Here is an 18,967-nt window from a genome sequence, read left to right on the forward strand (position 1 = left end):
TCTGTGTTGATCTCTGTTACATTTTACGGGAAAGTTTTGATGGTTGACAGTGATGTTAAACAACGGGAATTGCGAAGGAGAAAATTGCAATGTTTAAGACTGTTTTTGCGGCTCTGATGATGGTGGCCGCGGTTCAAGTGCAAGCAGCAGAAGTTTACAAAATTGATACCAAAGCAAGCACAGTGGCTTGGAAGGGTACAAAGAAAATGGGCGATGCGCACGTGGGTGGCATCTCTGTTAAAGAAGGTGAAGTGACTGTTAATAAAGGTCAACTGACTGCGGGGAACGTAGTTGTTGATATGACGACGATCACAAATTCCGACGTGAAGGATCCAGGTTACAACAAAAAACTTGTGGGTCACTTGTCCACGGAAGATTTCTTCAATGCCGGCAAGTTCCCAACGTCTACTTTCAAAATCACTTCTGTAGCGCCATCTAAAACTAAAGGCGAAGTGATTGTAAAAGGTGATTTCACGATGATCGGTGCGACTCATCCTATCGAGTTCCCGGCAAAAGTGACAGTTGATAAAGGTGTTGCAACAGGTGAAGCCGTTGTGAAAATCGACCGCACCAAATGGGGCTTGAAATACGGCTCAGGCAACTTCTTCAAAGAACTTGCTGGTGACAAGATCATCAACGACGAATTCGAACTTACTTTGAAGCTTGTGGCGAAGAAATAAGTCCGAAGATTCAGAAGAAAACAAACGAAGGCACCCTCGCAGAGAGGGTGCTTTTTTTTTGTCTAATGAGTGTGCAAAGCCTGGCTAAAAATGTTACCCGACCTGGATGTGTTTTGAAATGAGACGCGTTTCAGGGTGAGATTCTTCACAGGTAACAATGGCTTAGCAAAGAGCCGAAGTGGTCAGTTCCTTGCATTTTAAGAAGACGAGCAAGGAGCTGACTATGCAAAAATCCAACTTCTTTTTTGCCCTTTTGTTGCTGGGATCTTTGGCGCTGACGGCGTGTGCGAAGAAAGATTCTGAGTTTGCAGCTCGCTATGCAAAGAACCGTATGGGAGCCACAGTTGTGGATGGCGTGAAAACTCAGCAAGCGGCGGAACAGGCCGCCGCGCAGGGGCTTGAAGCCGACATCGTGGGTGTAAAACGCTATTGGACTCCGGAAGGTCAACCCGGCCCGCGCGTCGTAATGGCGACGATCCTGATCAATAACACGGAGTTCCCGGTAACCAGTCATCACTATGGCACTGAAACCGTTAACGGAAGCGTGACGGTGGATGGATATAACATCAGTTACGAGGCGATGTGTGGTGATACGAATTGCAATCCCTATTATGCTTCGATGAAAGTTTACAGCAACGGTCGCCTGGTGATTCAGGAAGGTGTGCGGATTTACTTTGAGCGCAGCAGTGCAGCCCACACGGATCTTTATCAGTGGCTGTCTCCGGGGCAGGAGCTTCCCTTCATGGGCTCAGATGTCCAAGACGCGCGGGGTATGGTTGGTTATTTGAATCAGTACGGCGCCAACAGCGGATCGGGTGTTATTCAATAAGCACTTTGTTTGATTTAATTTACGGAACACGAGAGGAAGGGGTTTGCATGGATCTCTTCCTTTTTTCTATTTGTATCTGTTCGTTCAAAAGTTCGGAAAGTAGAGTGTGTCGGGCCTTGATTTGATAATCGATTTTTACCAGGGAACTGGCAAGATTGCTGAACAAACGCTCAATTTCAGAATCTGTTTCCAGTCTTCCTTCCTCTTCTTTGATCTCTTCAATCAATCGATCTATTATAAAGAGAGCTCCGTTGAGCGAAACTCCGATCTCATGAAGAAAAGCTCTTTCGCGATCCAGCTCCGCAGGTTCAGCCATAAAACCCCCTTAGAAAATTATTGAAATGCGAGATGCTTTCGGCAACTTGTAGGTTTGCAGGGACAATTTGCCTCTGGAGAAACTTCAGGGCTACGTGTCATTAAAACAGGGTGAAAGTTTAATGAATCACGCTGACACCACCTAATTATGGGTATTTTTAGCTCAAATCGAATTAAATCGAGTTTGGTAGACAGTTTTTTTAGATATCCGTCAAGAAATGCTATTGCAGCATGACCAAAGTCGTGGCACCTTACTTGCTCTAAAGGCTACGTGGCTCCAATTTGGGACCATTTTGGCCCTTTTCGGCACCAGGGGATATTCCGGGGGCCGAATTAGTTGAAGAAGATTTTAAGTCGAAAGACGGAAATAAATTAAGAAACATAATTAACCATTATCGAAAGGGATAAAAACAGTGAAAACACAAATTTTGATGTCACTGATTTTGGCAGCTTCCATGACTTCTGTGGCACAAGCAGAAGAGCAAAGCTCAAACACAAGCACAGTAAAAGTGTCTGATGTTCAGGCTAAAGACGAACAAGTAAAAGACTTGGACCAGGAGATCACAAACGCGAAAATGCGTGCTGAATCCGGTTCTAAATCCAAATGGTCCATGAGCGCTGACCTGACTTTGAACGGTGGTAACTTGGTTGAGCCTTTCGGAAAAGTTCGCCCGAACTATTCTGGTGAAGCAGCTCTTGACGGCAGAACAAACATTTCTGGTGATATCGGTGTTTCTTACCGTGTAAATCCAAACAACCGTGTGAGCTTGTCTACTGGTGTGTCTATCTTGACTCCATTCCAGAGCCGTGGCGAAGACATGTTGAAAATGGCTAAAGACGGTGGTGCTTCTGACATCTCCACTCCATCCATCACTTGGGGTAACACTCAGCGTATCGGTGGCACTCAGAACTCTTTCTCTGTTGGTTACAGCCACGCGACGAAAGAATTCTACACTGACGTTATCAAATCCGTTGGTGACTTGAGCTTGAGCCACGTTGTTATCTTCGATATCGCGGGTTCTAACTGGCAGCCAGGTTTCTCTACATCTGCTTACTACAGCTTGTACAGTGACTCTGCTCAGAGCTTCGACGTTATCGGTAACGATGACAGACGTTCTGACTATGGTATCGGTTTCTATCCATTCGTAGAGTATGCGTTCAACGACACATTCTCTTTCCGCACAGTATTCCGTCCTTTCACTTACAGCCACATGAGATCTGATGATGCAGGTACTTTCGAGACTAGCATGTACACTCAGTCTGTTGGTTTGGGTATCGCGGTTACTCGTGACATCTACTTGTATCCAAACATGCAGTTCGCTCCAGAGAACCTGAAGCCAGAATTGACAAACGTAGGTCTTTCTACGACTTTGAACGTATTCTAATTATTAGTTAGAAATTACGAACGAAGAAAAAGGCAGCCTCTGGGCTGCCTTTTTTATTTCCAAGCCTCTAGTGTTCGGTCAACACAGGCGAACAAGTTACAACTTTGCAACAAATGTTCCGATCTGAGATTTCACATCGTCTGGTCTTGTCTTTGTGATGATAGAAAATATCCTTTAAGAATGATGTTGCAGTACGTGTTTGTTATGTTTGCATCACTCGTTGCGTCAGCTTCACCCTCACAGCTGACTTATCAGGGACGGATTTTAAAATCCGATCGAACTCCATTTGAAGCAGACAATGTTAGCTTCCTCTTTGAAGTCACTTCCTCCGATGGTCAATGTGTCTTATATAGAGAACAGAAAAACGGCGTCAGTTTGGCGAATTCTGGCGGAGTTTTTGATGTGGCTATTGGTAGCGGAACCCGATTGTTTCCGAAAGCGGGACCGTTTGTCCTTAGTGATGTCTTTAATAATGCGGGCTCGTTGAACTGCGGTGACGGCAATAATGATGTCTCCGGGACTTATGCCCCTTCGGGGGATTCTTCGCGTAAGCTTCGCGTTCGCTTCCACGATGGACAGGGGTGGCAGCTGATCACGCCAGACAGCGAAATCCGCTCTGTTCCTTATTCTAATTTCGCTACATCGGCGTTGAAGCTTGGCGGTTTTTCAGCCACGGACTTTGTTAAAGCGACTCTGTTACCTCCGGCAAGTTGTACGACCGGACAGGTTGTCTATTTTGATGGGACCAGTTTTTCGTGTGTGACGGATGCAGGTGGCTCGGGAGTGGTGACTGATATCACTGCGGGCGCTGGAATCAATGTGTCTGGGGCGGGTACGAAAACCGTTGCCGTTACCTTTGGGGCAACGGCGGGAACTGTCGCGCAGGGGAATGATTCGCGAATTTTAGGGGCATTCCAAAAAGCTGATTCTTTGGGCGGGGATTTATCCGGCACTCTGCCCAGTCCCACGGTGACGCAAATTCAAGGACAACCGGTAAGCTCTGCGGCTCCAATCAGCACAGGACAGGTCCTGTTGTGGGATTCGGGTTCCTGGAAACCTCAGTTTGTGCGCATGCAAGACGTGCGTAATTCCTGGGGTGGACAACAGATGATTCCATCATCGGCCTGTACGGCCAGTCAGGCTATGGTGTGGAGCTCAATCACAGACAGATTTACTTGTCAGTCGATAGGCTCACTGGATGCTTCAGCCATTTCCGGCGGAACGTTTGCCACCGCCCGATTAGGAACCGGTACTGCCAATGCTTCCACATATTTGCGCGGTGATGGCATCTGGGTGACGGCTCCAGAGGATTCCACGAAACTGCCATTGGCAGGGGGGACTTTGACGGGAGCATTATCTGTACCGCTCAATGGCTTAACTGTCGGAACCAATCAACTGGTTCTCGAGTCCGGTAAAGTAGCGATTGGCACCACCACCGCAGAGGCAAAACTGACTGTTTCAGGGAATATGGCGACGCCAACCAATCAGATCGCCAGTGGGGCGAGTGTTAACCTGGCTCTCAGTAATATCCATTATCTGGAATCGGTTGGGACTTCAAATATCAATTTAACGAACATGGTCAACGGTGGCGTCTATACGATCGTTATCGCAGATACGACATCCAGAACGTATTCCTTTTTAGGCTGCAATAGCACGCACTTTAGTCCTCCAAACGGAGCGACAACTGCTCAGTCCATTTACGGGGTGACGACCATCAATGTCGGAGGCAGCTGGAAATGCTACGTCACATGGGCCACAGACTTTCAGTAGTCTTTTGTAGACATCTTATCTTGGCGGCAGTGCTGTTGGGCGGAAGTTCTGCAGTAGCGACTCCCAGTCAAAGTATTTTCAATATGCTTTTAAGTCAGTGCCCGGCAACGGTGGCCTCTATCGTTTCTCAGAATAACTTTGTGGTGACTGAAGCGAATACGACGGTAAATATTTCCGTCAATCTATCCAAGCCAGCATGTGCGGATATTCCTATTTATTATGGTGCTTACACAGATGGAGTTCAGGGTACGCACTACTCGGGTTCATTGAATGGCAGTATTACTATTGCCAAGGGTGCCACTGCCGGCACGATCACGATTAATCTGAGTCAGAATGCGCTGGCAGAGATCGAAAAGAAAATCTACATTTCTCTGCAGGGTACCACTCAGTCCAAACAAAAGGTTCAGCTCGGAGTATTGAACACCGCACTTGTCCAGATCACTGATGATGATTCAACTTATGGAACAATCACTCAGGCCGGGACCGGCGGGAGCTATGCCTGTGCCATTAAAAGCTCTGGGGCTTTAACTTGCTGGGGTTCAAATTACAGCGGCCAGTTGGGGGACGGAACTACTGTTGATAAAACCACCCCGATCATAACTGACTCTGGTGTTAATTATAGTCAGATTTCTACGGCTCAATCGCATATGTGCGGTATCACCACGGCGGGTGTTTTAAAATGCTGGGGAAGTGGCTTTGGCGGGAAGCTGGGAACAGGTAATACCGCCGATAAAAAAAGTCCCACTGTCATTGATGCCGGGGTCAGCTATTCGCAGGTGTCTGGCGGAGACCGTGCCACTTGCGGGATTACCACCACCGGGCAAATGAAATGCTGGGGGGAAAATAACAGCGGCGAGATTGGTGATGGAACCAACACCGCCCGCTACAGTCCAACAGTGGTAGACGTCGGTGTTACCTATCAGAAGGTCTCAGTGAACGGAGTCAACGGCGGAGGAAACTTCGTCTGTGCAATCACCACGGCCAATAAGTTGCGCTGCTGGGGAAGAAACACGGACGGACAACTCGGAATTAATAGCATCGTTAATCAAAACCTTCCCGTGGATGTGGATGCTTCTGAAAGTTATACACATATTTCCAACGGTACCGTGCATGCTTGTGGTATCACAACGACTGGTGTGTTGAAGTGTTGGGGTGGCAATGCCTATGGGCAATTGGGGGATGGCACAGCAGTCACCAGCAAGACGCCAAAAGTGATAGATGTCGGTGTTTCTTATATCCATGTTTCTGCGGCCGGAGAATTTACCTGTGGGGTGACTTCGACCAATAAGTTGAAATGCTGGGGACGCAACGTTCAAGGTGAGTTAGGAATTGGTTCCACAGTGATGTCACGTGTTCCGGTTGAGGTTGATGCGGCGAATACCTATTCCAAGGTTTATGCTGGGGGCGGACATCTTAATGGGCCTAACCCATCAGCTTGTGGTTTAAGGGTGAATGGTCAGCTTTATTGCTGGGGAAGTAATAACGGTCAGTTGGCAAACGGATTTCCTATTGCTATCGGAACTCAAGTTTATATCGATGCGGGAACTCAATACAGCAAAGTCTGTGTCGGGGGTTCCAACACCTGCGGCATCACAACAGCAGGCATATTGAAGTGTTGGGGTGTTAACAACAAAGGGCAGGTCGGTGATGGGACGAATGATACCCGCTATTCTCCGGTGATTATTGATGCGGGCGTGACTTACAAAGAAATTTCGATTTCAGCCTCAACTCAAACCAGCTCTCGTGACTCTCATGCCTGCGGTATTACCACGGCCGGTGTACTGAAGTGCTGGGGGAATAATGCCAGCTATCGATTAGGAGATGGCACGACGACCAACAAAAACAAACCTGTTGTCATTGATCCCGGCGTAACTTATTCCAAGGTGTCAGTGGGTCATGCCAGCAGTTGTGCCATCACCGCCACCGGTGAGCTGAAGTGCTGGGGTCTCAATAACAGTGGCCAGCTGGGTGACGGAACCGCGACCACAAGAACTCTTCCCAAGGTGATTGATGCAGGAACAACCTATAGTGCCGTGGCGACTTCAGAAGGCTACAATACTGGGAAAGCTCACACCTGTGGTATTACCACGGCTGGGGTACTGAAGTGCTGGGGGGACAATTCGCATGGACAGTTGGGTAATGGAAGCACATCCAACAGCTCGGTCCCGGTGGTTGTTGATGCTGGAGTGACTTATTCCAAGATTTCTGTCGGTGCCGCCTTCTTGTGGGGATTTACCTGTGGCATCACGACCGGTGGCGAGCTGAAGTGCTGGGGCGGAAACGGTCATGGTGGTTTGGGTGATGGAACGACCGTGCAAAAAAACTCTCCAGTGCTGATCGACTCTGGAACAAGCTATCTTGATATATCTCTTAAAGGAGAGCAGAGTTGTGCGATCACTTCTGCGAATGTTCTTAAATGCTGGGGTTATAACTTTTATGGACAGGTCGGAGATGGGACTACTACCAATCGGACCACGCCCGTGGTTATCGATGCGGCAACGGGCTACACTTCGGTATCAAACGGTCACTTTGCCTGGAGTGGTTCCAATTCCTGCGGCATCACGACTGACGGTCTTTTGCGTTGCTGGAATAAAAACGTGTCAGGAAGCATGGGGATTCCGTCTTCAGATATGTTCCCAAACTTAATTCCGAAAATTCATCAGACCCCGTAAGGGGTCTTACAATTTTGCTGTGGCAACTTGTGGTAACAAAGGAAGCGGGTCAATCGGACCACGGTCTTTGCGGATTTCAAAGTGCAAATGAACACCTGTAGCACGCCCTGTGCGGCCCATGGCGCCAACAACTTCACCTTGGCGGACCTTTTGGCCTTCAGCCACCAGAATCTTGTCAAAGTGAGCATAAAGCGTCGCCCAACCATTGCCTGACTCGATCAGAACCATTTTGCCGTATCCACGGAATTCACGGCCAGCGTAAATCACTGTGCCAGCTTGTGCCGCCAAAATAGGGGTGCCCTTCGGGGCCGCAAGATCAATTCCCAAATGCGGACGACGTTTATTAGGTAAAAACCCACGGGTCATGCGTGCGCGGTCCACGGGCCAATCAAAGGTCAGGGACTGCGGTTCAATCATAGGACTGTGGTCAGAGGCGGTGGCGCGATGGTTGGTGCTGTTTGGGGCAAAGTACTCGCGCGATAGGGGTGTGTGAAAGGTCGAGCAAGAGCCTAATGCTCCCGCCGTAACCATGCATCCTGCATATTTAACTAGTTGCTTCCATCCTGGTGTCATTCTTTGAGTATACTTGATAAGTCCTTGGTTCCAAAGATTTTTTTGACCAATGACTAGTTTTGGCGCGCTGAAAAGGGCCGTTTTTTCAGCAAGATGCTGACTTATTAAGCGAAGACGCTGGTCTGGAACATATATGTGGCGGCGAACAGCGGTGACACATATATGTTCCGGATCCTGATAGGGATTTCTAGTAGATAGGGAACTGCTTACAAAGCTGTTTTACTTCTTCGTGAATACGGTTTTTTAGCTCCGCATTGTCAGCGTTATTCAGTACTTGAGAAATCCACTTCGCGATCTGCTTCATCTCGGAAGTGCCCATACCTCTTGTGGTTAAGGCCGGAGTCCCAATACGAACACCACTTGTGACAAATGGAGATCTTTTTTCGTTTGGTACCGTGTTTTTGTTCACAGTGATGCCTGCTTCATCCAAAGAATTTTCAGCGATCTTCCCGGTGATCTCTCGATCACTCAGGTCAATCAAAATCAGATGATTGTCTGTTCCACCAGTGACCAATTGGAAGCCTTCAGAAAGTAGGGCTTCAGCCAGCACTTGAGCATTGTTGATGACCTGCTCAGAATACTTTTTAAATTCTGGTTTTAGAGCCTCCCCGAATGCCACAGCTTTGCCGGCAATCACGTGCTCTAGTGGACCGCCTTGGATCCCTGGGAAGATGCGAGAGTTCATGATCTTGGCTTTTTCTTCAGAATTCGTCAGGATCATGCCCCCACGAGGTCCGCGCAAAGTTTTGTGCGTTGTCGTTGTGATGTAGTCTGCATAAGGAACAGGGGACGGATGGTGGCCTGTAGCCACTAGGCCTGCGAAGTGGGCCATGTCCACCAGCAGTTGAGCGCCGACTTCATCGGCAATTTCTTTAAACTTGGCAAAATCCAAAGTGCGCGGATAAGCGCTGTACCCTGCGATGATCAGTTTGGGTTGAACTTCTTTTGCGGTGGCACGAATCGTGTCATAGTTGATCCGACCAGTTTCTGGGTCCAACTTGTAAGAGGCTGCTTTAAACAATAAACCACTGAAGTTCACCGGAGATCCGTGGGTCAAATGCCCGCCATGAGAAAGATCCATACCCAGGATGGTGTCGCCGGATTTACAAGCCGCCAGATAAACACCCATATTAGCTTGTGAGCCTGAGTGCGGTTGAACATTGGCATATTGCACGCCGAAAAGTTTTTTGGCTCTTTCAATGGCCAGAGTCTCCACAGTGTCCACGTTCACGCAGCCACCGTAATAACGCTTGCCCGGATAACCTTCGGCGTACTTGTTGGTCAGAATGGAGCCTTGAGCTTCCATCACGGCCTTGGAGGTGTAGTTCTCAGAAGCGATCATCTCCAAACCGTACTGCTGACGTTCAGCTTCCTTGTTGATCGCGGCCAAAACTTCAGGGTCCACTTGGGCCAAAGACAGGGATGTAGAATGCATAAAGACTCCTTGAGCTCATGGGCTCACCTAACGGATATCCTTCAAGAACTGAAAGATGGGTAAATCAATCTTTGAAATTATGACTTGAATAGCGGGATTTTAAAAGTCTCAACAACCAGTGTCGCTTGCAAGCTTGTCCACGCGTTGCTGGTGACGTCCACCCGCAAAAGAAGTGGAAAGGAAAGTTTTGATCATCTTCACGGCGTCATCCGGTGAGGAAAAACGGGCACTCAAGCAGAGAATATTGGCGTTATTATGTTCCCTGGACAGACGAGCGATGTCTTCACTCCAGCACAAAGCTGCACGAATGTTTGGGTACTTATTCGCGCGAATAGCCATTCCTTGACCTGAGCCGCAGATCAAAAGACCCAAAGCAGGCCCCTTTTGGGAATCCACAATGTTATTTTTCTTATTCTCAAGATCTACTTTAACAATTTCAAGGCTGACGAGGTCGGCGTAATCTGGATAATCCACAGAATCCGAGTTGTGAGTGCCGACGTCCTTCCATTGAATGTCCGGGAGAGCTGCCATCACTTTAAGTTTTAGATCCAACCCAGCGTGATCGCAGCCAACATAGACAAGCATGTTTTTACCCTTCGTATTTCGAGAAGATCATGGAAGCGTTGGTTCCGCCGAAACCAAAGCTGTTATTGATGACGTGATTGATTGTGCCCTTACGTGCTTCGTGAGGAACATAGTCCAAATCACAGTCTTCACTTGGATTTTCCAAGTTGATTGTTGGCGGAGCGATCTGATCGCGAATCGCCATCACGCAGAATGCAGACTCGATAGCCCCAGCCGCGCCCAAAGCATGACCCATCATGGATTTAGTGCTGGAAACCCAGACTTTTTTCGCATGATCGCCCAGCAGGCGTTTGATAGCTGCAGTTTCAAGTCCATCACCGACCGGCGTGCTTGTGCCGTGAGCGTTGATGTAGTTGATGTCTTCTGCTTTCAGACCGGAGTCTTTCAGAGCCATAGACATCGCCGCATAACCACCCGCACCTTCCGGAGCCGGAGAAGTCATGTGGTAAGCATCTGAGGAAACGCCGTAGCCTGTGATTTCGCAAAGAATATTGGCGCCACGTTTTACGGCGTGCTCAAGGGATTCAATGCAAAGCACCGCTGCACCTTCAGCCAGAACAAATCCGTCACGGTCTTTATCCCAAGGACGGCTGGCTTTTTCAGGAGCATCGTTGCGGGTGGAAAGAGCTCTCATGGAAGCAAAGCCTCCGACAGCCAGACCACAGATTGTGCTTTCTGCGCCGCCTGCAAGCATCACATCCGTCACGCCGTCGCGAATATAGCGAACAGCATCTCCGATGGAATGAACACCTGAAGCGCAGGCAGAAGTCACAGAGTAGTTAGGACCTTTCAGGCCCATTGCGATCGTCACCTGACCAGCGGCCAGGTTTGTGATCACAGAAGGGATGAAGAACGGACTGATACGGCCCGGACCTCTTTCCTTCATTTTGATGGCGGTTTCTTCGATGTTCGCAAGACCACCGATACCGACACCAATAATCACTCCCGTTTGATTTTTCACTTCTTCTGTCAGTTCCAGCTTGGCCATTTCCACGGCCATTTTGGAAGCTGCGATCGAGTAGTGAATGAACTCGTCCATTTTCTTTTGCTCTTTTTTCTCGATGTATTGGTCTGTATTAAAGCCCTTTACTTCGCCGGCAAAAGTCACATCGAAGCCTGTCGTGTCGAATTTGGTAATCTTGGCGATACCAGATTGACCACGTTTCGCGGCAGACCAGCTCTCCTCAATGGTGTTACCCAGGGGAGTGACTGCGCCCACTCCGGTGACGACAACTCTTCTTTGTGGAATGGATGGACGTTCAAATCGGGAGTTCATAATAAATTAAGCTTTTCCTTTTTTCTCAAGGTAAGAAGCTACGTCTTGAACTGTCTTAAGCTTTTCAGCGTCTTCGTCAGGGATTTCAAGATCGAATTCTTCTTCCATTGCCATCACAAGCTCAACGATATCCAAGCTGTCAGCGCCAAGATCGTCGATGAAAGAAGCTTCCGCTTTAACTTTATCTGGATCTACGCCAAGTTGTTCTACGATGATATCTTTAACCTTTGGATGAATAGCCATTTGTGCCTCCTAATAGTGCGTTCAATATTACTTATATTACAAGTCTAGTCTAGTGCATTAGCTCTATCATGTCGCTTATAGGCGAGATGATTTTGTTCGCGAATAATCTCGCGAATTTAGTTCATATGCATGCCACCGTTCACATCCAAGGTGTGACCGGTGATATATTTGGATTCATCACTGAGCAAGAAACGAACGGCCTGAGCCACGTCACTGCCTTCGCCGATCTTCGCCAGAGGAATCTTTTCCATCATTTTCGCTTTCACGTCTTCAGAAAGAACTTCTGTCATTTCTGTGCCAATAAAGCCTGGTGCGACGTTGTTCACGCGCACGTTACGAGAAGCCAGCTCAAGTGCCACGGACTTGGCAAAAGCAATCGTTCCAGCTTTGGAAGCGGCATAGTTGGCCTGTCCTGCGTTGCCGGTTTCACCGATGATGGATGTGATGTTAACGATAGAACCTTTGCGCGCTTTCATCATGGGTTTGGTGAAAGCCTTTGTTACCAAGAACGTACCACGAAGGTTCGTGTTGATAACAGAGTCGAAGTCTTCAGCCTTCATGCGCAGCAAGAGCTGATCTTTTGTGATGCCGGCATTGTTCACAACGCCATCGACATCGGTCCATTTTTCCAGAATATGTTCAACCGCCGAGTTCACGGACTCTTCGCTTGCAATATCCATTTTGATGTAGAAGTGGCCTTCTCCCGGAAGGGAGTGAGCCACCTGTTGTGCGGACTCTTCGCGAGAGGAATAGGTGAAGGCAACTTGTGCGCCTTCTTCCGCCAGAAGTTTTACAATCGCAGCGCCGATTCCACGGCTGCCGCCAGTCACAACAATTTTCTTTCCTTGAAGCGATTTTCCGCTCATGTGCAAAATCCTTTTAAGCAGTACCCTGTGTTGTTTTCAGCACACTTTGGCCGAACTCTGAGTAAATCTCAAGAAAATTTAATGACTCGTAGCTTTCAGGGAATCTTCAATAATTTTCACATCTTCCATTGAAGTTGTCGTCATGACTTTGAAGAAATCCGCATCGATCTTTTTAAGCAGTCCCTGCAATACTTTGCCGGCACCGCACTCGATAATTTGTGCGTGTCCCATGCCTTTGAGAACTTCCATGCTTTGAGTCCAGCGCACGGGGGCAGAGACCTGACGAATCAGATTTTCACGAAGCACAGGGCCTTCCACTTCAGCTTTGGCGTGGAAGTTTTGAATGATAGGGAATGCGGCTGTTTTGAATTCCATCGCGGTCAGAACCTCACGCATTTTGTCTTCGGCGGGTTTCATCATTTCGCAGTGGAATGGAGCAGACACAGACAAAGGAATCAACTTCGCTCTTTTTGGAGCTTCCGCAAAAATCACTTCCGGCTTGAAGTTGTCTTTAAGCCAGTTGATTGCATTCTGAGAACCAGAAATAACAATTTGCCCTGGGGAATTGAAGTTCGCCGCAGACAACGGGCCCGCGCCAGAGTTTTTCACAACGTAGTTGCAAAGAGTTTCCACTTGATCCGGCTCAAGACCCAGAACAGCGACCATTCCGCCTTTACCCACCGGAACAGCGGACTGCATCGCCTGCCCACGGGTTTTTACCGCACGCATGGATTCATCAAAACGAGTCACACCCGCCGCCACCAAAGCAGCGTATTCACCGATAGAATGGCCCGCTGCCGCCACGGCTTTGATGCCGAACTCTTTCGTTAAGACTCTTTGAGTCGCTGTGGAGACCAAGAGCAATGCGGGTTGAGTGTTTTCAGTCAGTGCCAGGTCTGCTTCAGAACCTTCAAAGCACAGTTTTTTCATGTCGATCTTTAGAGCCTCAGATCCTTCTTCGAAGGTTTCCTGAGCGATCTTGAAGTTTTCAAACAAAAAACGGCCCATGCCAGGTTGCTGGCTTCCTTGTCCAGGGAATACAAATGTAAACATGTTTTAGTACCTCAAAAGAATACTGCCGGATGTAAGACCTGCGCCGAATGCGGTCAGCAGAATCGTCTGGCCTCTTTTGACTTTTCCGTTTTTTACGGCCCAGTCAAATGCAAGAGGGATGGATGCGGCAGATGTGTTTCCAGTTTCCTGAAGATAAACAATCACGCGTTCCATTGGAAATTTGAATTGATCAGCCACAGCCTCGATAATGCGCTTGTTGGCTTGGTGAGGAATAATCCAGTCAACTTGATCTGGACTTACCTTGTTGTGCTCCAGAGCTTCCTGGCAGCACATGGCCATCGTGCGAACCGCGTTCTTAAAGATTTCGCGGCCCTTCATTGTCATGAAGTGAAGGCCTTTGTCGATAGCTTCGTGAGATTGAGGGATTTTGCTTCCACCCGCAGGAAGGATCAAAAGATCCGCGAGATTGCCATCCGCATGCAGGTGAGTGCTTTCGATGACATTTTTTTCGCCCTCAGCGGCACGAGAAAGAACCCATGCTCCGGCGCCATCTCCGAAAAGAATGCAGGTCTCACGGTCTTTGTAGTTCATGTAGCGGGAAAGAACTTCGGCTCCGATCACCAGAATATTCTTATACATTCCTGTGCGGATGAATTGATCGGCAATGCTGACGCCGTAAAGGAAGCCCGAGCAGGCCGCATTCAAATCCACAGCCATGATGTTTTTTGCACCCAGCTTGGCCTGAACAAAGCACGCCGTCGACGGCATCTGATGGTCACCAGTGACGGTGCCCACCAAAATCATATCGATGTCTTCGATTTTCAGATTAGCATCTTCAAGCGCGCGTTTCGCGGCGATGACACAAAGATCAGAGGTTGCCTGATCTTCGGAAGCAATATGGCGGCGTTCGATCCCGGTTCTTTCAACGATCCACTGGTCGTTGGTTTCTACCATCTTTTCCAGATCCGTATTTGAAAGGATCTTTTCTGGTAGATAGGAGCCTATCCCTGAAACTCGAGATCGATACATTCCTGCCATGGAGTCAACCTATTCTGTTATAGAGCGAAATTACTTCGCTGCGCTGATTTGTTTGCCTTTGTAGTACAAAGCGCCATCAGCACCTTTGGATGCACGGTGAGGACGAACTAGCTCACCAGTCTTTTTTTCAACAGCTACTGCTGGAGCAGTAAGACCATCGTGAGAGCGGCGCATGTCACGCTTAGAGCGGGATGTTTTTTTCTTAGGAGTTGGCATTTCAAACCTCGTTATTGAATCAGTTCTAATTGAAGCACGTTAATTTAACCAAAGAATGATAAAAATCAACAATTTAATTAAGTTTTAAGTTCTTTAAGGCAGCAAAAGGGCTCTGGGGCTTTTCGACAGGCATTTCCTCGTCATAGCTAAAGAGCTGACCTTCCTCAGGAATTCTGCAATCTGAGGGTTTTCCATCAATGGTTTCTGGACATGCTGGATTAAAAGGCGCAGCAAGAGCGACCACTTCGTGCAGGAATTCACCCATATCAAACACCATGTTTTCGTACTCAGAAAACTCGGGGCCCCCTTCAGGCAGGTCGCTGACGTGGTTGACCTTGGAATACTTCCCATTGCGGGGTTGGCCTTGTTTGGGGATCAGGATCTCGTGGAACTTCTCATTGACCGGATAATCAATGTCAATTCCGCAGCGAGAGCAGATTTCCGGAGATTTTGTCACAATACGACCCGTCAGCTCGTAATCCTTGGAGTTGAGCGGTTTAATGAAAAACTCAGCTTCATAGGGATTCTTGCCCACGATGTCCGCCAGAACCGCATTGGCTTCGCCTGTTTTGCTTGTCCAGACGTAGGATCGGCCTTCTTCAGGCACCTCAGTTAATTTGATTTTCATAGAAACTCCTCGGTTCTGCCACGGGAAAGTAAGGGGCAGGGAACAGGAGGTTTTAGTTAATTTGGGGCGCTTGGTCAAGGACTGTTTTCGTCCAGCAGACCTTGTGGCGGTCTTAAATGGGAGTAGTCTTAGGCTGCAACCTGAAAGGGGGTCTTATGGCAACCTTAAGAGTCAACGGTCATGAGTATTACTATGAAGAACATGGCCCCAAAAATGCCCCCTGCATCGTGCTGAGTCCACTGCTTTACACGGACACCACAGTTTTTGAACCTCTGACCCGAATTCTGGAGGATGACTATAGAGTCATCTGTTATGACCACCGGGGTCTGGGGCGAAGCGCCGGTCCAACCATGAACAATCTGGAAAACAGCGCCAAAGATGTGGCTGCCTTTATAGAGCAGCTCAATGTGGGACCCTGTCACTTTGTAGGAAATTGTCTTGGGGCTTATGTGGGGCTGCAGCTAGCTATCCATCGTTCTGATCTTTTGAAAAGCTGCACCTTGATGGGGGCCACTGCTGAAGCAGGCAGTGATGAAGCCATCAGGCAGATGGACGGCTTCGTCGCGAAAGCGAAGAAAGAAGGTATGAAAGCCAATGTGAAGGATTTTGCAGACATGTGGTTTGGTGCCACCTTTAAGGCCACCAAAGATCCCGTGCAGGTCAGTCGCCGGGAAAAGTGGATCAGTCATGTCCGACATATGAAGCCCGAGGAAATTGATGCCGCAACACAGATCTTCCACAGAAATGATCTTACCAAAGATCTAGGCAAGATTCGTTGTGCCACATTGATATTGGCCGGAGATGAAGATGCGCCAGCCAGTCTGGAAGCCTATCGTCGCTTGGCTAAAGGCATTACGGGTGCGGAATACCGAGTTATTCATCATGCGGGATATGCGCTGGTCATCGAGCAGCCTGAGGAAGTTGCGGAAACAGTTCGTAACTTTGTTGGCAAGGTTGAACGTCAGTGGGCACGCCAACGCAAGCAAGCTCCGCGAGACTTGGGCGCAGAAAGATCCTTGTAGTTGAATTCGGCATCAACCTCTCTTAGGTGAGAGGTTGATGCTTAAATATATTTGGTGATCTCTTTGATCTCATCCAAATCCAAATCCTTATGGTTTCCATCCAAGCAGTGCTCGATGTGATCGTGAATATAAACGCTCTTGGCGGCCGAGATGGCTTTGGCCACGGCGTGCAGTTGGCGGGCCACATCCACGCATTCGCGTTCGTCTTCGATCATCTTGATAACGGTCTCAAGATGCCCTTTGGCGCGCTTCAGTCTTTTTGAAACATCCTCATGACTTGCGTGTTGCTTTTTATGTGACATGTCCCTAGTATCCCCTCCCGGGGGATAGGATGTCAAGAGGCATGGATAGACTGTTGAAAATTGAAACTCAGCTGTTGCTGGGAAGATTGTTGACCCGCTCTGGAGATCAGGCCTGGGATTTTGTGGTGCCGTTTGCATTGCTGCATGTGTTTCCGGGAAAACTCCAGATGGCGGCTCTGTATTATCTGATCATCAAGGTTGGGACTTTTCTACTGACCCCCTGGTCGGGAAAGTGGATGGATTCCCAGCAGCGCGGACATATTGTTAAAGTCGGGGTGTGGATTCAATTTTTTGCAGTTCTGGGCGGCGTGATCTGTTTCTTCGTCTTAGATAAGACGGTTCATGAACATGGCCCGGAGTTCTTGGGGGTGACATTACTATTTGCCGCTCTGGCGTTCTTTGGAATACTGGCTTCGCTGGGGTCTCTGATTACGGATATCTCTGTGGGAAATGATCTGGCGCCGTCTCTGATTCCGCATGACAGACTGACCCACTTCAATAGCTGGTTGCGCCGAATTGATCTGGGAACTGAAGTCGGGGCGCCCATTCTTGCCGGGATCCTGTTTGCAGTTCAGTCTTCTTATCTGCATTTGGCGGGACTGGTTTTGATCGCAATTTGGAACCTTTTGTCGTTTGCCCCGGAATATTTTCTTCTCAGGAACGTGATTCAAAAATCCGGTCTTCAAAACAGAAAAGTCCGAGCCCTTCAGAACTGGAAGGAACAATTTCACTTTAACCTCAAAGAGTCCCTGGGGAATCCGATATTTTGGCTGATTCTGAGCTATGCTCTGCTGTGGCTTTCCGTGCTGAGTCCGCATGGGGTCTTATTGGCGGGATATCTGAAAGATCAGATGGGTTTGCCGGAGGTGGAAATTGGCCTGTTTCGCGGTCTGGGAGCTGTGTTTGGGTTGATCTCAACGCTGACCTTCCCGTATTTGGTGGCAAAGACGGGGTTGATTTTCAGTTCCAGATGCCATCTGGCGTTTCAAGGGGTGACCTTGACTGTCGGGTTGGGGGCATTTGTGCTGAACACGCCAGCATCGGTCTATGTTTTCCTTGGATGTATTTTGCTTTCGCGTGTGGGTCTTTATGGATTCTCCAATGGTGAATTTGAGTTGAGGCAAAGATTGATTCCAGAAGATCAGCGGGGGGAGCTGAATTCTTTGAGTTCCCTGACGACGACATTGGCGACGCTGATTCTTTTTGCACTGGGAAGCCTTCTGCCAAACACAGAGGATTTTAAATATTTAGTGTATCTTTCTTTGCTGGCTGTGGTGGCGGCCAACGTCGTGTTTTCCCATTGGGCGCGCCAACATCAGGATGACAAATAACGTCCCCTGCGGGAAAGGTTTTTGTAACTCACCATAAAGGGAGTCTTCGAATTGATAACCAGCCTGAAGAAGTTAGAGTTTGAATACCCATAAGCAAGGAGGCATTTGTGGTATTTGATAGAATGAAAACTCTGGTAAAAGGCATGGTTATATCCGCGATGTTTACGTCCACAACGGGATGGGCTCTTGGTCCGTCATACACTTCGACGAAAACACCGGTCGGACCTGTGATCTCTGTGGATAGGCATGAAGTGAAGAACGATCCTGTGAAGCTGCGGGAAGATCTGCGCAAGCTCTGGGAAGATCATGCGACCTGGACCCGGCTATTTATCATCTCAGCCGTCCATGAGTTGCCTAATTTGTCCGTGACCACCCAAAGGCTTTTACAAAATCAAGTGGATATTGGTAATGCGATAAAGCCTTATTATGGTGAGGCAGCCGGAACCGAGCTGACCCGTCTTTTAACTGATCATATTCTTATCGCCTCAAATCTCTTAACGGCCGTAAAAAACAACGATTCTGATGCAATCACCGAGAACAATCGTCTGTGGTATGAAAATGCCGATGCCATTGCGATGTTTTTATCCAGTGCCAATCCTGAATATTGGAAGGTGGAGGATCTCAAGGAAATGCTGCATGAGCATTTGAGCCTCACGGCGCAAGAGGCGATAGCTGAAATTGGCGGGGATTATGAGCGCAGTGTGGAGCTCTATGATCTGGTTCACGTACAGATTCTGCACATGTCCGATATGCTCGCCGACGGTATCAGCAAGCAGTTTCCATGAAA

At 48.4% G+C, this 18,967-nt stretch carries 20 protein-coding genes; 8 read left to right on the plus strand and 12 right to left on the minus strand.

What is annotated here, in order from left to right; genetic code table 11:
• Nucleotides 1–89 precede the first annotated feature (89 nt).
• On the plus strand, nucleotides 90–680 hold the full coding sequence (locus tag ACZ50P_RS08770) for a YceI family protein (RefSeq protein WP_464135134.1): 591 nt from the start codon (nucleotides 90–92) through the stop codon (nucleotides 678–680).
• Nucleotides 681–903: 223 nt separating this feature from the next.
• Nucleotides 904–1,509 (plus strand): hypothetical protein, encoded by a 606-nt coding sequence (locus ACZ50P_RS08775; protein ID WP_464135136.1) that lies wholly within the window; start codon nucleotides 904–906, stop codon nucleotides 1,507–1,509.
• 19 nt (nucleotides 1,510–1,528) lie between these two features.
• Here the strand turns inward: ACZ50P_RS08775 and ACZ50P_RS08780 are convergent, their stop codons facing one another.
• Nucleotides 1,529–1,825 carry a hypothetical protein gene (locus ACZ50P_RS08780; protein ID WP_464135138.1) on the minus strand — a complete coding sequence of 99 codons (297 nt, stop codon included), beginning with the start codon at nucleotides 1,823–1,825 and terminating at the stop codon, nucleotides 1,529–1,531.
• A gap of 412 nt (nucleotides 1,826–2,237) precedes the next feature.
• Between ACZ50P_RS08780 and ACZ50P_RS08785 the strand changes: the two genes are divergently transcribed.
• The 3 genes from ACZ50P_RS08785 to ACZ50P_RS08795 all read left to right on the plus strand — a co-directional run bounded on the left by ACZ50P_RS08785 (nucleotide 2,238) and on the right by ACZ50P_RS08795 (nucleotide 7,651).
• Nucleotides 2,238–3,209, plus strand: a complete 972-nt coding sequence (locus tag ACZ50P_RS08785) for a hypothetical protein (RefSeq protein WP_464135140.1) — start codon at nucleotides 2,238–2,240, stop codon at nucleotides 3,207–3,209.
• A gap of 402 nt (nucleotides 3,210–3,611) precedes the next feature.
• Nucleotides 3,612–4,979: a hypothetical protein gene (locus ACZ50P_RS08790; protein WP_464135141.1), complete on the plus strand. Its 1,368-nt coding sequence runs from the start codon at nucleotides 3,612–3,614 to the stop codon at nucleotides 4,977–4,979.
• Nucleotides 4,980–5,008: 29 nt separating this feature from the next.
• Nucleotides 5,009–7,651, plus strand: a complete 2,643-nt coding sequence (locus tag ACZ50P_RS08795; protein ID WP_464135196.1) for an RCC1 domain-containing protein — start codon at nucleotides 5,009–5,011, stop codon at nucleotides 7,649–7,651.
• Nucleotides 7,652–7,657: 6 nt separating this feature from the next.
• Here ACZ50P_RS08795 and ACZ50P_RS08800 read toward each other — a convergent pair whose 3' ends face one another.
• The 10 genes from ACZ50P_RS08800 to ACZ50P_RS08845 all read right to left on the minus strand — a co-directional run bounded on the left by ACZ50P_RS08800 (nucleotide 7,658) and on the right by ACZ50P_RS08845 (nucleotide 15,525).
• Nucleotides 7,658–8,182: a M23 family metallopeptidase gene (locus tag ACZ50P_RS08800; RefSeq protein ID WP_464135144.1), complete on the minus strand. Its 525-nt coding sequence runs from the start codon at nucleotides 8,180–8,182 to the stop codon at nucleotides 7,658–7,660.
• Between the two features lie 229 nt (nucleotides 8,183–8,411).
• The gene (glyA, locus tag ACZ50P_RS08805; RefSeq protein WP_464135146.1) at nucleotides 8,412–9,659 is read right to left on the minus strand and encodes a serine hydroxymethyltransferase; all 1,248 of its coding nucleotides are present in this window, start codon (nucleotides 9,657–9,659) and stop codon (nucleotides 8,412–8,414) included.
• 108 nt (nucleotides 9,660–9,767) lie between these two features.
• Entirely contained in the window at nucleotides 9,768–10,244 is a 477-nt protein-coding gene (locus ACZ50P_RS08810) for an RpiB/LacA/LacB family sugar-phosphate isomerase (protein WP_464135148.1), read from the minus strand.
• 4 nt (nucleotides 10,245–10,248) lie between these two features.
• Nucleotides 10,249–11,520 (minus strand): beta-ketoacyl-ACP synthase II, encoded by a 1,272-nt coding sequence (gene fabF, locus ACZ50P_RS08815; protein WP_464135150.1) that lies wholly within the window; start codon nucleotides 11,518–11,520, stop codon nucleotides 10,249–10,251.
• A 6-nt stretch (nucleotides 11,521–11,526) separates the two neighbouring features.
• Entirely contained in the window at nucleotides 11,527–11,763 is a 237-nt protein-coding gene (gene acpP / locus ACZ50P_RS08820; RefSeq protein WP_011164461.1) for an acyl carrier protein, read from the minus strand.
• Nucleotides 11,764–11,879: 116 nt separating this feature from the next.
• Nucleotides 11,880–12,629: a 3-oxoacyl-[acyl-carrier-protein] reductase gene (gene fabG, locus ACZ50P_RS08825; RefSeq protein ID WP_464135151.1), complete on the minus strand. Its 750-nt coding sequence runs from the start codon at nucleotides 12,627–12,629 to the stop codon at nucleotides 11,880–11,882.
• Nucleotides 12,630–12,707: 78 nt separating this feature from the next.
• On the minus strand, nucleotides 12,708–13,682 hold the full coding sequence (gene fabD, locus ACZ50P_RS08830; RefSeq protein ID WP_464135153.1) for an ACP S-malonyltransferase: 975 nt from the start codon (nucleotides 13,680–13,682) through the stop codon (nucleotides 12,708–12,710).
• 3 nt (nucleotides 13,683–13,685) lie between these two features.
• Entirely contained in the window at nucleotides 13,686–14,681 is a 996-nt protein-coding gene (locus ACZ50P_RS08835; protein ID WP_464135156.1) for a beta-ketoacyl-ACP synthase III, read from the minus strand.
• A gap of 30 nt (nucleotides 14,682–14,711) precedes the next feature.
• Nucleotides 14,712–14,897, minus strand: a complete 186-nt coding sequence (gene rpmF / locus ACZ50P_RS08840) for a 50S ribosomal protein L32 (protein WP_061835820.1) — start codon at nucleotides 14,895–14,897, stop codon at nucleotides 14,712–14,714.
• Between the two features lie 73 nt (nucleotides 14,898–14,970).
• Nucleotides 14,971–15,525, minus strand: a complete 555-nt coding sequence (locus tag ACZ50P_RS08845) for a YceD family protein (protein ID WP_464135157.1) — start codon at nucleotides 15,523–15,525, stop codon at nucleotides 14,971–14,973.
• 155 nt (nucleotides 15,526–15,680) lie between these two features.
• On the opposite strand from ACZ50P_RS08845, the gene ACZ50P_RS08850 reads away from it, so the two are divergent.
• Nucleotides 15,681–16,547: an alpha/beta fold hydrolase gene (locus tag ACZ50P_RS08850; RefSeq protein WP_464130647.1), complete on the plus strand. Its 867-nt coding sequence runs from the start codon at nucleotides 15,681–15,683 to the stop codon at nucleotides 16,545–16,547.
• A 41-nt stretch (nucleotides 16,548–16,588) separates the two neighbouring features.
• Here the strand turns inward: ACZ50P_RS08850 and ACZ50P_RS08855 are convergent, their stop codons facing one another.
• Nucleotides 16,589–16,849: a metal-sensing transcriptional repressor gene (locus ACZ50P_RS08855; RefSeq protein ID WP_347356394.1), complete on the minus strand. Its 261-nt coding sequence runs from the start codon at nucleotides 16,847–16,849 to the stop codon at nucleotides 16,589–16,591.
• A gap of 41 nt (nucleotides 16,850–16,890) precedes the next feature.
• On the opposite strand from ACZ50P_RS08855, the gene ACZ50P_RS08860 reads away from it, so the two are divergent.
• Both ACZ50P_RS08860 and ACZ50P_RS08865 read left to right on the plus strand, forming a co-directional pair.
• Nucleotides 16,891–18,180: an MFS transporter gene (locus ACZ50P_RS08860; RefSeq protein ID WP_464130648.1), complete on the plus strand. Its 1,290-nt coding sequence runs from the start codon at nucleotides 16,891–16,893 to the stop codon at nucleotides 18,178–18,180.
• 107 nt (nucleotides 18,181–18,287) lie between these two features.
• Nucleotides 18,288–18,965 carry a hypothetical protein gene (locus tag ACZ50P_RS08865; RefSeq protein ID WP_464130650.1) on the plus strand — a complete coding sequence of 226 codons (678 nt, stop codon included), beginning with the start codon at nucleotides 18,288–18,290 and terminating at the stop codon, nucleotides 18,963–18,965.
• Nucleotides 18,966–18,967 lie beyond the last annotated feature (2 nt).

The sequence above is a fragment of the Bdellovibrio sp. CKG001 genome, from assembly GCF_055397465.1.